This window comes from Yersinia alsatica (assembly GCF_025133195.1).
In the GTDB taxonomy this organism is placed as follows: Bacteria; Pseudomonadota; Gammaproteobacteria; order Enterobacterales; family Enterobacteriaceae; genus Yersinia; species Yersinia alsatica.
Window position 1 is genome coordinate 3,245,802 of record NZ_CP104006.1, and the last position, 12,804, is coordinate 3,258,605.

A 12,804-nucleotide genomic window follows, 5' to 3' on the forward strand; every position below is an offset into this window, starting at 1 on the left:
TTATGCTAAACACTATGAAGCGTCACGGCATCACTCTGGCACTGTTTGCCGCCGGTGCCACCGGCTTAACTGCCGTGGTTAACGCATTGACCGAGACCACCATCGCCCATCAGGCTGCTTTGCAACAAAAAGCCTTGCTCGATCAGGTTGTTCCAGCTGAAAATTATGACAACGACATGCAAGCAGAATGTTACGTTGTCACTGATTCAGCCCTCGACAACAACGCACCGCACCGCCTCTATTTGGCACGTAAAGAGGGCCAGCCGGTCGCTGCCGCCATTGAAACCACGGCGCCAGATGGCTATTCCGGTGCTATCCAACTGTTGGTTGGGGCCGATTTTCACGGTAACGTACTGGGCAGCCGAGTGGTTGAGCATCACGAAACCCCCGGGCTTGGCGATAAAATTGATATCCGGATCTCTGATTGGATAACCCATTTCAGTGGTCAGCAGGTTGAAAATGCACAAGATAAGCGCTGGGCTGTGAAAAAAGACGGTGGAACTTTTGATCAATTTACCGGTGCGACCATCACCCCTCGGGCGGTGGTGCGGGCGGTGAAAAATACCGCGCTGTATTTGGAAACCCTACCGGCAAAACTCGATAGCTTGCCGGTCTGTGGAGAGAGTCAATGAGTGAAGCAAAAGATCTCTTAGCCCAAGGGCTATGGAAAAATAACTCGGCATTGGTACAACTGCTGGGCCTATGCCCATTGTTGGCCGTTTCATCTACCGCCACCAATGCCTTAGGTCTAGGTTTAGCCACCACACTGGTGTTGGTCTGCACCAATACCGCGGTCTCTGCGCTGCGCCGCTGGGTACCGAATGAAATCCGCATCCCAATTTATGTGATGATCATTGCATCGGTGGTCAGTACCGTGCAAATGCTGATTAACGCCTATGCCTTTGGCTTATACCAATCATTAGGGATATTCATTCCATTGATTGTGACCAACTGCATTGTGATTGGTCGAGCGGAAGCCTATGCCGCAAAAAATCCGGTGGGTTTATCGGCGCTGGATGGTCTGGCAATGGGGCTGGGGGCCACTGGCGCACTGTTTGTGCTGGGCTCACTGCGTGAGATTCTGGGCAACGGTACTCTGTTTGATGGTGCCGATATGCTGCTGGGCAGTTGGGCAAAAGTGCTGCGTATTGACGTCTTGCATCTGGATAGCCCCTTCTTGTTGGCGATGCTGCCGCCCGGTGCTTTTATTGGCCTGGGTTTATTGCTAGCCGGTAAGTATGTTATTGACGAGAAAATGAAAGCGCGCAAAGCCAGAGCATTGGCCACTGCACCACAAACTCAGGATATCGCGGCCGGGAAAGCCTAATGAATAAAGAAAAACGTGTCGCTATTTTGACCCGCTTGCGGGATAACAACCCGCATCCAACCACCGAGTTGGTCTACCACACCCCTTTTGAGTTGCTGATTTCCGTGTTGCTGTCAGCGCAAGCCACCGACGTCAGCGTCAATAAAGCCACCGCCAAGCTCTATCCGGTGGCTAACACGCCTCAGGCTATACTGGACTTGGGGGTTGAGGGTTTGAAGCCATACATCAAAACCATTGGTCTGTTTAATACCAAAGCCGAAAACGTCATTAAAACATGCCGTATTTTGCTGGAAAAACATCATGGTGAAGTCCCGGAAGATCGCGCCGCGCTAGAGGCATTGCCCGGAGTTGGCCGCAAGACCGCCAATGTGGTTTTGAACACCGCCTTTGGCTGGCCGACCATCGCGGTTGATACCCATATATTTCGGGTCTGTAATCGCACCGGTTTTGCCCCCGGCAGTAATGTTGATCAGGTTGAAGCCAAACTGCTCAAAGTGGTACCGGCAGAATTCAAGCTTGATTGCCACCACTGGTTGATTCTGCATGGCCGCTACACCTGTATTGCCCGCAAACCGCGCTGTGGCTCATGCATTATTGAAGATTTGTGCGAGTTCAAAGAAAAGGTTTACCCCGAACATTGATTATCCCGCCCGGTAACCTAAGCCGGGCGGGCTCGCGATAAACCCGCTCTATGCCGCGATTGCGCTATTCGATTAGACGCCTCAGCCCCGCCCCACTAGACTTGTGACAAAATAGATTCAAACAGTTAATTATTTCGTTACCTGTTTGAAACAAAAATAACACCTGCGGCGTATCCATAATGAAATTTAAACCAGCAATAAAACCCTATACCGGCGCGGCCGGTGGTTGGGGATCTCTTGAAGCCACCACCCGCTTTGTATTGGACAGCAAACAAGCCCTGAAAAATATTCGTAACTTGCTACGCGTCAATCAGGTTAAAGGTTTTGATTGCCCGGGCTGTGCCTGGGGCGATGATAACCACAGCACTTTCAGTTTTTGTGAAAATGGTGCCAAGGCCGTCAGTTGGGAAGCCACACGCAAAGCAGTTGAACCGCAATTCTTTGCCGAACATAGCCTGACCACTCTGCGCCAGCAAAGTGACTATTTCCTTGAGTATCAAGGACGAATCACTCATCCGATGCGCTATAACCGGCAAACTGACCGTTACCAGCCTATCAGTTGGCAAGCCGCCCTTGAGTTGATTGCCAAACATATTAATAGTCTGGACAACCCCAATCAATTGGAGCTGTATACCTCGGGCCGTGCCAGCAATGAAGCCTCCTACCTTTATCAATTATTTGGCCGCATGTTAGGGACCAATAACTTCCCTGACTGCTCAAATATGTGCCATGAAGCCAGCGGTACCGGGCTAAAACAGAGTATTGGGATCGGTAAAGGCACCATTCGCATGCAGGATTTTGAACTGGCTGATGCCATTTTTGTTTTCGGGCAGAATCCGGGCACCAACCACCCACGAATGCTGCACAGCTTGCGCCATGCCAAAGATCGCGGCGCGCGGATTGTGAGCTTTAATACCTTACGTGAACGCGGATTAGAACGTTTTGCCGATCCACAAAATCCGCTTGAAATGTTGACGCCAAAATCCTCACCGATTAGCTCCGCCTATTTCCAACCTAATCTGGGCGGCGACATGGCGGCGGTCCGCGGGATGGTGAAAGCCCTGCTGCAAACCCATCGTGAGCAACTGGCGCAAGGGGATGCTGGCCTATTCGACCAGGCATTTATTGCCGAGCAGACTCAAGGGATTGACGCCTATCTGGCGACGGTCGATAACACCTCATGGGCGCAAATAGCGCAACAATCCGGTCTGAGTGAGGAACAAATACGCCATGCGGCTGATATTTATCAGCATGCGGAACGTGTCATCGTGACTTGGGCGATGGGCGTGACACAGCATAAACACTCGGTGATAACCGTGCGTGAACTGGCCAATCTTCAGCTCTTGTTCGGCCAGCTTGGTAAGCCAGGCGCGGGTTTGTGCCCGGTTCGTGGTCACAGTAACGTGCAAGGCAACCGCACCATGGGGATTGATGAAAAACCCTCTGCCGCCATGCTGGAGCGGTTAGGCCGTCACTTTGGCTTCACGGCACCGCAAGCGGCGGGCCACAACACGGTAGAAGCACTGGAAGCGATGCTGCGCGGTGAAGTCAAAGTACTGATAGCGCTGGGGGGCAATCTGGCTGCTGCCGCGCCGGATACCGAACGCACCGCACAAGCCCTACGCAGTTGCGACCTGACCGTGCACATCAGTACCAAGCTCAACCGTAGCCACCTGATTACCGGTACTGAAGCCCTGATTTTACCAACCCTCGGGCGCACCGAGCGCGATATGCAAGCCACGGGTTCACAATTTATTACCGTGGAAGACTCTTTCAGTATGGTGCATGCCTCGGAAGGTGTGGGGAAACCCTTGGCAGATACTCAGCATTCAGAAACCGCCATTGTCTGTGGTATTGCCAATGCGGTTTTCGCCCAGCGACCGGCTCAAGGGAATGCGCTGAATTGGTTAGCATTGGCTGATGATTACAACCTTATCCGTGACCATATTGCCGCAACCATTCCCGGTTTTGATGATTTCAATGCGCGTTGCGAGCAACCCGGCGGTTTCTATCTGGGAAATGCGGCCGCTGAAATGCGTTTTGCTACCCCAAACGGTAAAGCCGAGTTTTGTGCCTCAGCACTGCCGGAGAGTCTATTCCCACAGATGGCTGGGGAGCCCGTCCCGTTTGTGTTGCAAACCCTGCGCTCCCATGATCAGTACAATACGACTATTTATGGCCTTGATGACCGCTATCGTGGGGTTTATGGGCAACGAGAAGTGCTATTTATTAATCCACAAGATTTAGCCGAATTATCACTGGAAGAAGGTGAATTGGTTGAAATTGAAACCCTGTGGCACGACGGTATCACTCGTAAGGTTAGCGGGTTCAAGTTAGTCAGCTATGATATTCCTCGTGGCAATCTGGCTGCCTATTACCCCGAAACCAATCCTCTGGTGCCGCTGTCCAGTTTTGGCGATGAAACCCATACACCCACATCAAAATCAGTCCCGGTGACGGTACGGCGCTGGCAACAGCCCCCATCGTTACGTATTGCCTGACGTTACGTATTTTGCCTGAATAGAATAGAACTGGGGCAATGGACATGCCCTAATCTTTATCAGGGAATTGCTCTCTAAGGTGATATGCCGCTTGCCCGATGGGGCTGATTCGCGTAAAACTGTCAGCCGGATTAATCCCACTCACTACACCATTCACTGGACGATATGTTTCAAGATAACCCGCTGCTGGCGCAGCTAAAACAGCAACTTCACACTCAGACTCCACGCGTCGAAGGCGTCGTAAAAGGGACTGAGAAAGGCTTTGGCTTTCTTGAGGTAGATGGGCAGAAAAGTTACTTTATTCCGCCACCACAGATGAAGAAAGTCATGCACGGCGATCGGATTATTGCCACCCTGCATACCGATAAAGATCGTGAGATTGCTGAGCCGGAAACACTGGTTGAGCCATTTTTATCGCGCTTTGTTGGCCGAGTGCAGAGAAAAGACGATCGCCTATCTATTGTGCCTGACCATCCTCTGTTGCGTGATGCCATCCAATGCCGTCCGGTGCGTGAATTAACCCACGACTTCCAGAATGGCGATTGGGCGGTGGCTGAAATGCGTCGCCATCCATTAAAAGGTGATCGCGCCTTTAATGCTGATTTGACGGCCTTTATCACCAATGGTGAAGATCATTTCGTCCCTTGGTGGGTCACCTTGGCGCGCCATAATCTGGAACGCGAAGCACCAGTGATGGTTGAGTCATCCCTGCATGATACTGATCTTCAACGTGAAGATTTAACCGCACTTAATTTTGTCACTATCGACAGCGCCAGTACCGAAGACATGGATGATGCGTTGCATGTGGCAGACAAAGGCGACGGTTCCCTGCTGTTGACCATTGCTATCGCCGACCCGACGGCTTATGTCGATGAAAACAGTGAGTTGGATTTAATTGCCCGCAAACGTGCTTTTACCAACTATCTGCCGGGCTTTAATATCCCGATGCTGCCGCGGGATTTATCTGACAATCTCTGCTCATTGCGCCCTAATGAACGCCGCCCGGTATTGGTGTGCCGTGTGACCATTGCTGCCGATGGCGCGCTGGGTAATGATATTCACTTCTCTGCCGCGTGGGTCGAGTCCAAAGCCAAACTGGTTTATGACGAGGTTTCAGACTGGTTAGAGGGCCAAGGTGACTGGCAACCACAAAATGCCGCTATCGCCGAGCAAATCACCCTGCTGAAACGCGTGTGTGAAGCCCGCAGTAACTGGCGTCAACAGCATGCATTGGTGTTTAAAGACCGCCCTGACTACCGCTTCCTGTTGGGTGAAAAAGGCGAAGTGCTGGATATTATTGTTGAGCATCGCCGCATCGCCAACCGAATTGTTGAAGAGTGCATGATTGCCGCTAACGTCTGCGCAGCCATAGCTCTGCGGGATAATCTCGGTTTTGGCATTTACAACGTGCATACCGGTTTTGATCCGGCGCTAGTTGAGCAAGCGGCCAATGTACTGCAAGCCAATGGGGTGGAAGCGGACCCACAAGCCCTGCTGACATTACCGGGCTTCTGCGAGTTGCGTCGCCATCTCGATGCCTTACCGACTCAATTCCTCGACAGCCGCATTCGTCGTTTCCAGACTTTCGCTGAAATCAGCACCGTTCCTGGCCCTCATTTCGGTTTGGGGCTTGAGGCTTATGCCACCTGGACATCGCCAATTCGTAAATACGGCGATATGGTTAATCATCGTCTGCTGAAAGCGATTATTACTGGTCAGCAAGCAGAGAAACCGCAGGATGAAATTACGGTGCAATTGGCCGAGCGCCGCCGGTTGAATCGTATGGCTGAACGCGATGTCGGTGACTGGTTGTATGCCCGTTATCTCCAGCCGCAAGCTGGGACTGATACGCGCTTCCCAGCAGAGATTATTGACGTAACTCGTGGCGGCCTGCGGGTTCGCTTGCTGGATAACGGCGCGGTGGCCTTTATTCCTGCTCCCTTTATTCATGCAGTGCGTGATGAGATGGTGTGTAGCCAAGAAACCGGCACGGTGCAAATCAAAGGTGAAACGGTTTATAGCCAGAGTGACAAGATTGAAGTGCGAATTGCCGAAGTGCGCATGGAAACCCGTAATGTGGTGGCCCGCCCTGTCGTTTGATAGCTAATTGGCAGCAAACTGATAAGCCGTGGTTAACATCCCACGGCTTTTTTATTGCCTTTTTCCATCGCCAATAGACTGCAAGATGCCGGTCACATGTCACAATATGTAAGTAAATGATACTAAGCATGAGTTAAAAACAAATAGCCCATCACATTTCTCACTTCCGCTACTTTTCTTTCACATTAAAGCTCCTATGTTAAATAACCGTTACAGCCTACTTAATTCTACAGGCATCGATAACCGTGAAATCCCCCAACATAACGAAGGAGTCGTTACCCATGAAGAACGTCAAGACTGTCGTCATATGGCTGACCGTGGCGTTAATTGGCGCATTTGCCTTTGCCATGCTAGCCCTGAGCCGGGGTGAGCATGTCAATGCCATCTGGCTAGTGATTGCCTCAGTAGCTTGTTACAGCATCGCTTACCGCTTTTACAGCCTCTTTATTGCCAAGAATGTGTTTGAGTTAGATGATCGGCGGCTTACGCCAGCGGAGCGGCGCAATGACGGTCTGGACTATGTCCCGACCAACAAATGGGTGCTCTTTGGTCACCACTTTGCGGCTATTGCTGGCGCCGGGCCATTAGTTGGGCCCATTTTGGCGGCACAAATGGGCTTCTTGCCCGGCACTATCTGGATTCTGGTTGGGGTGATGATGGCCGGTGCGGTACAGGACTTCCTGATCCTGTTTATCTCTACCCGTCGTGATGGCCGCTCTTTGGGGGAGATGGCGAAACAAGAATTGGGGGCTTTTGCGGGCGTTATCACCATGCTGGGGGCCTTGGGGGTGATGATTATCATCCTGTCCGCACTGGCATTAGTGGTGGTTAAAGCACTGGCCGATAGCCCTTGGGGTCTGTTTACCATTGCCGCTACCATCCCCATCGCCCTGTTTATGGGCGTATATATGCGTTTTCTGCGCCCGGGTAAAATTGCTGAAGTGTCATTAATTGGTTTTGTGTTAATGATGGCTGCAATTATTTACGGCGGGAATATTGCCGCCCATCCATATTGGGGGCCATTCTTCACCTTGCATGGCACCACATTGACTTGGGTATTGGTTATCTATGGCTTTATTGCTTCAGTATTACCCGTGTGGTTATTGCTGGCGCCGCGCGATTACCTGTCAACCTTCCTAAAGATTGGCGTCATTATTGGCCTGGCGGTGGGCATTGTATTCGCCATGCCAGAGATGAAAATGCCAGCGGTTTCGCGCTTTATTGATGGTAGCGGCCCAGTATTCTCCGGCAGCTTATTCCCGTTCCTGTTTATCACCATCGCCTGTGGCGCGATTTCGGGCTTCCATGCGTTAGTGGCCAGTGGCACCACACCGAAACTGATTGAGCGCGAAAGTCATACGCGCTTTATCGGTTATGGCGCAATGTTGATGGAATCCTTCGTGGCCATCATGGCGTTAATCTGTGCCTCGGTGATTGATCCGGGTGTTTACTTTGCCATGAACTCACCCGCCGCCTTAATTGGTACTACGGTAGAGAGTGCCTCGCTGGCCATCAACAGCTGGGGATTTGTGGTCACGCCTGAAATCTTGACCATGATTGCCAAAGATGTGGGCGAAAACTCTATTCTATCTCGTGCTGGCGGTGCGCCAACCTTCGCCGTGGGAATGGCACACATCATCAGTGAAGTCTTTAATAGCCGTAACATGATGGCCTTCTGGTATCACTTTGCCATCCTATTCGAAGCCATGTTTATTCTGACCGCAGTGGATGCCGGTACCCGTGCTTGCCGCTTTATGGTGCAGGATTTGGTGGGCGTGGTAGTGCCGAGTTTGGCGAATAACCGTTCATGGTTTGGTAACTTGTCCGGCACCACCGTAGCAGTTGCTTGCTGGGGCTTCTTTGTTTACCAAGGCGTGGTCGATCCACTGGGCGGGATCAATACCTTGTGGCCGCTATTCGGTATCGGTAACCAGATGCTGGCCTCAATGGCGCTGATTTTAGGTACTGTGGTCCTGTTTAAAATGAAGAAGCAGCGCTATGCTTGGGTAACCATCCTGCCGACCATCTGGCTGTTTATTACCTCAATGACGGCGGGCTGGCAGAAGATATTCCATGAAAAACCGAGTATTGGCTTCTTGGCTCAAGCGAAGAAATTCTCTGCGGGTGTCGAGCAAGGGGTGTTAATTGCGCCAGCCAAGAGCATTAAGGACATGGAAACCATTGTGTTTAACAACCAGATCAACGCCGCTTTATGTGCTTTCTTCATGTTGGTGGCGGTGACTATGCTGATTTCATCTTTCTTTGTGGTGCGTCGTGCGCTGAAATCCAGCAAGCCAACCACCCATGAGACTGAAGTTGTTTGGCGTGAGGAGACGGCTCGTGGCTAATGCAGGTATACCGCTGCGTACGCGGCAAACCAACCTTTTACACAACAAGCAATTGCTTACTGGGCCGCGGCAGATTACGCGCTGCATCCCTCTGATTCCGCGGGTCACTCACCCCACCACGCTGCGGGCTTGGGCACGGTTGATTGCACATCGCGTGGCGCAAAGCTTCCGTTTAATGGTGGGAGTTCAGGATTATGGCAACTATGTTAATCATATGCGCCGCCATCATCCAGAAACACCGCCAATGAGCGAACGGGATTTCCACCGTTATTGTCTCGATGCGCGCTTCCCCAGCAAGGCCGGTAAACTCGGTAAGTGCCCTTGCTAGCATAAAGTATTAAATAAGTGACATCGTAACGCCCTGTTGATCGTTAACAGGGCGTTTTCTTAATAGCAGTCCGTGATGATAGCCAATAAAACTAGCTCAAAATGGCGCTACCAAAGGCTCCCTGCCAATCATGCTCAAACTGCTCCACTGCCGCTTTTACTGCCGGTGTGCTGATAAACTGCTCGGCAACATCAACCGGGATAGTCACCGACTGGCAACCGGCCAGCAGGCAATCAAGCACCTGCCGTGGGGTGCGGAAACTGGCAGCCAGCACTTTCGCGCCCGGCGCATGTAAGGTCAGCAGCTGTTGTAGCTCGCGCACCATCGCAATGCCATCCCCGCCCTGAGCATCCAGCCGATTAACGTATGGCGCGACATATTCAGCGCCCGCTAATGCGGATAGCAAGCCTTGCCCGGCACCATATACCGCGGTACCTAATGTCGGAATCGACATAGCTTTCAATTTCTTGATTGCGGCTAAACCTTCAGCAGTTGCCGGAACTTTGATCACTAAACCGGGGACTCGCTGCGACAACAACACCGCCTCAGAGACCATCAGCTCACTGTCGCTGGCCAACACCTGAGCAAAAAGTTTACCGGTGCCACCCAGTGCATCACGCAGCGCAGGTAACACTTCCCAGATAGGTTTGCCCGCTTTTGCCAAAATACTTGGATTGGTGGTGACGCCCTGCAATGGCAATACACGCGCCAGGCGTTTTACTGCGGCCACATCTGCTGTGTCGAGATAAAGCTCCATAAAAACCTCCGGGATTATTTAAAACGGATAGATTAACCAAGAATCATTAGCCGCAATCATAGACCAGCCATCAATCAATAATGTGATCCTTATCAAACATCTTTCATTCGAAAGTAAATTACACTTCAAACGAAAGTTTATTTACTCGGCGGGAATGCAATGAACTTAAGACAGCAATCAATTATACAGTTAGTAAATGATCGACAACGCATTAGCGTCAGTGAATTGGCTCAGGCAAATCAGGTTTCTGAAGTGACCATCCGTCAGGATCTCAATCTGTTAGAGAAGCGCGGCTTGCTCAAGCGCGTGCATGGGTCGGCTGTCGCCCTGCAAAGTGATGATGTCGATGTCCGCATGATGAGCCATTTCGCTACCAAGCAGAAACTGGCCAATCATGCCGCCTCGCTGGTTAATGACGGCGAAACTATTTTTATTGAAAGTGGCAGTAGCAACGCCCTGCTGGCCCATAAGCTGGCACAGCGCCCCGGCATTACACTGGTGACGGTGAGTGGCTATATTGCCCGACAGCTAAAAGACTCCGCCTGCGAGGTCATTTTGCTTGGCGGGATTTATCAGAAGAAAAGTGACAGTATGGTCGGCCCATTGACGCAACTCTGTCTGCGTCATGTGCATTTTAGTAAAGCGTTTATCGGCATCGATGGTTACCAGCCCAATGCCGGATTTACCGGACGTGACATGCTGCGAGCCGAGGTTATTAACAGCGTGTTGGCTAAAGGTGCCGAAAATATCATTCTGGCTGATGCATCAAAATTTGGTCAGGTACATCAAAACTCATTGGCTCCGCTGTCGTCCATTAGTCGGGTCATCACGGATAACCGCCTGCCGACAGTTTATCAGCAACAGCTCATTGCCCAAGGAATTCAAGTCGATATCCTCAGCGAATAAGCCTCCGTGGCTAAAACAGGCAGCAAAGCAAAACAACAATTTTCGGAGTCACAGCAATGGCAGATATTACTTTCACTCGCGAGCAGACTCAGCGCATGGCGCATAAGATCCAACGCTATATGGAACAAGAACATAACTTTGAATTGGAAGATTTTGATGCGGAGTTTTTATTGCAATTTATCAGCCGTGAGTTAGGTGCTCATTATTACAATCAAGGCGTCAATGATGCGATTGCACAGGTTGAGGCCAAAATGCTGGATATCACGGACTCGATACTATGGCTGGAAAAACCCGTGCAAGACTAAGCCCGGGTTCGCCAGAATAGCCAGACTATTGCCCGTAATAGGCATTTTTCCCGTGTTTACGCAGATAGTGCTTATCCAATAGCTGCGGCTGCATATCCGCTAATTGTGGGTTCAACTGGCGTGAGAAAATCCCCATATAGGCCAGTTCCTCTAATACCACGGCGTTATGTACCGCATTATCAGCACTGCTTCCCCAAGCAAATGGCCCGTGTGAGTTGACTAACACCGCGGGCACATCTTCCGGCTTAATCCCGCGCTCTTGGAAGGTTTCGACAATCACATTGCCCGTTTCCCATTCATAACGGCCAGCAATCTCTTCTGCGGACATCAGGCGGGTACAGGGAATGGTGCCGTAGAAATAATCCGCATGAGTGGTTCCCCAAGCGGGCAAATCCAAACCAGCTTGTGCCCAGATGGTGGCATGGCGCGAATGGGTATGCACAATGCCGCCAATCTGAGGGAAATTAAGGTAAAGCACCCGATGGGTATCAGTATCAGACGAAGGCTTCTTGCTGCCCTCCACCACTTTGCCGCTCTCCAACTCGACCACCACCATGTCATCGATCGTCATCACGTCATATTCCACACCCGACGGTTTAATCACCAACAGACCTGTTTGCCGGTCGACGGCACTGACATTCCCCCAAGTGAAGGTGACCAGATTATGGCGCGGCAGCGCCAGATTAGCGGCTAGCACCTGCTGCTTCAGTTCGTTGAGCATCGTCGTATCCTGAATAACGGAATTTGTCTCATTTTCAGCGCCACGGGTCAGAACCGGTATGGGGGAAATAGCTATAAACTGCGTGTAGATCGGCTGGAAAATGCAGTCTGAGAGATAGACAGATCAAGCTGAGGAACTTTGTTTAGTGCGGACAACAGGTTAAAGGGTCAGATAATCCTTAATTTCGCCCTGGCTCAGCCAAATTAAGACTATTTACCTATTAAATGATTCACGGGCATTTATACTGGTTTATATCGGCGACAAAACGAGTTTTTAGCATTAATCCCGAATTTAAATCAAAAAGACGTTTTTTATTCCAAACACTAACACAAGAAGACCTCGGCTAAAATTGATTCAATGCCTATACTTAGTAAGGTAAGTTCAATGTGATACGTATGGATTAGGATATATAGACTGAATGAATGTTTCCTGCTCTATCCGTATTAAGCCAACGTCAGGAGAATTATTATGATGATCACTAAACGATTTGCCACTGCTGCATTGGCCCTCACCCTGGCCTTATCGTTATCCGCATGTTCTAACATGTCCAAACGCGACCGTAATACTGCCATTGGTGCCGGTGCCGGTGCCGTAGGTGGTGCCGTGCTGACAGGGAGTACGCTGGGGACATTAGGTGGGGCGGCGATTGGTGGGGTTATTGGTCATCAGGTCGGCAAATAACGTTTATCCTTCGTTCTTGGCGCTGTAGCTTTGTTGGCCGCACTTATTTACCCGAATCACTGACACAAGTCAGCTCATCGGATTATGAGCCCTTAATAAGGCTCACCCTTCGGGCCAACGCAAGCGTTGTTCAAATCGGTTTACAACCCATTTGTCATTCGTTTGCCGCCTTGCTACAGCACCAATAAC

The 12,804-nt window shown here is 50.9% G+C and carries 12 protein-coding genes; 10 read left to right on the top strand and 2 right to left on the bottom strand.

The genetic code is table 11. The features are described from left to right. The first annotated feature begins 2 nt into the window (after positions 1–2). The 7 genes from rsxG to N0H69_RS14500 all read left to right on the top strand — a co-directional run bounded on the left by rsxG (position 3) and on the right by N0H69_RS14500 (position 9,245). Positions 3–632 carry an electron transport complex subunit RsxG gene (gene rsxG / locus N0H69_RS14470; RefSeq protein ID WP_151419876.1) on the top strand — a complete coding sequence of 210 codons (630 nt, stop codon included), beginning with the start codon at positions 3–5 and terminating at the stop codon, positions 630–632. Beyond that, positions 629–1,327 carry an electron transport complex subunit E gene (locus N0H69_RS14475; RefSeq protein ID WP_050106920.1) on the top strand — a complete coding sequence of 233 codons (699 nt, stop codon included), beginning with the start codon at positions 629–631 and terminating at the stop codon, positions 1,325–1,327. Before rsxG ends, N0H69_RS14475 begins: the two co-directional genes overlap by 4 nt. After that, positions 1,327–1,968: an endonuclease III gene (gene nth / locus N0H69_RS14480; protein ID WP_050121367.1), complete on the top strand. Its 642-nt coding sequence runs from the start codon at positions 1,327–1,329 to the stop codon at positions 1,966–1,968. The genes N0H69_RS14475 and nth overlap by 1 nt, the downstream gene beginning before the upstream one ends. A gap of 179 nt (positions 1,969–2,147) precedes the next feature. Further along, a complete protein-coding gene (locus tag N0H69_RS14485; protein WP_050151240.1) occupies positions 2,148–4,469 on the top strand; it encodes an FdhF/YdeP family oxidoreductase in 2,322 nt (773 codons plus the stop codon). 165 nt (positions 4,470–4,634) lie between these two features. After that, complete coding sequence (locus tag N0H69_RS14490; protein ID WP_050106917.1) at positions 4,635–6,569, top strand: exoribonuclease II; 1,935 nt, start codon at positions 4,635–4,637, stop codon at positions 6,567–6,569. 281 nt (positions 6,570–6,850) lie between these two features. Further along, positions 6,851–8,917: a carbon starvation CstA family protein gene (locus N0H69_RS14495; RefSeq protein WP_050106916.1), complete on the top strand. Its 2,067-nt coding sequence runs from the start codon at positions 6,851–6,853 to the stop codon at positions 8,915–8,917. Continuing rightward, complete coding sequence (locus N0H69_RS14500; protein WP_050106915.1) at positions 8,910–9,245, top strand: YbdD/YjiX family protein; 336 nt, start codon at positions 8,910–8,912, stop codon at positions 9,243–9,245. The genes N0H69_RS14495 and N0H69_RS14500 overlap by 8 nt, the downstream gene beginning before the upstream one ends. A gap of 91 nt (positions 9,246–9,336) precedes the next feature. Here the strand turns inward: N0H69_RS14500 and fsa are convergent, their stop codons facing one another. Further along, positions 9,337–10,002, bottom strand: a complete 666-nt coding sequence (fsa, locus tag N0H69_RS14505) for a fructose-6-phosphate aldolase (RefSeq protein WP_050101284.1) — start codon at positions 10,000–10,002, stop codon at positions 9,337–9,339. Between the two features lie 159 nt (positions 10,003–10,161). Here fsa and N0H69_RS14510 point away from each other — a divergent pair, with 159 nt between their 5' ends. Together N0H69_RS14510 and N0H69_RS14515 are read left to right on the top strand one after the other, a co-directional pair. After that, the gene (locus N0H69_RS14510) at positions 10,162–10,908 is read left to right on the top strand and encodes a DeoR/GlpR family DNA-binding transcription regulator (RefSeq protein ID WP_050134410.1); all 747 of its coding nucleotides are present in this window, start codon (positions 10,162–10,164) and stop codon (positions 10,906–10,908) included. 56 nt (positions 10,909–10,964) lie between these two features. Next, positions 10,965–11,213, top strand: coding sequence for a DUF2164 domain-containing protein (locus N0H69_RS14515; protein ID WP_050106913.1), 249 nt, complete (start codon positions 10,965–10,967; stop codon positions 11,211–11,213). Between the two features lie 25 nt (positions 11,214–11,238). Here the strand turns inward: N0H69_RS14515 and araD are convergent, their stop codons facing one another. Next, positions 11,239–11,934, bottom strand: a complete 696-nt coding sequence (araD, locus tag N0H69_RS14520) for an L-ribulose-5-phosphate 4-epimerase (protein WP_050151241.1) — start codon at positions 11,932–11,934, stop codon at positions 11,239–11,241. Between the two features lie 468 nt (positions 11,935–12,402). Between araD and osmB the strand changes: the two genes are divergently transcribed. Beyond that, positions 12,403–12,615 (top strand): osmotically-inducible lipoprotein OsmB, encoded by a 213-nt coding sequence (gene osmB, locus N0H69_RS14525; RefSeq protein WP_049648519.1) that lies wholly within the window; start codon positions 12,403–12,405, stop codon positions 12,613–12,615. Positions 12,616–12,804 lie beyond the last annotated feature (189 nt).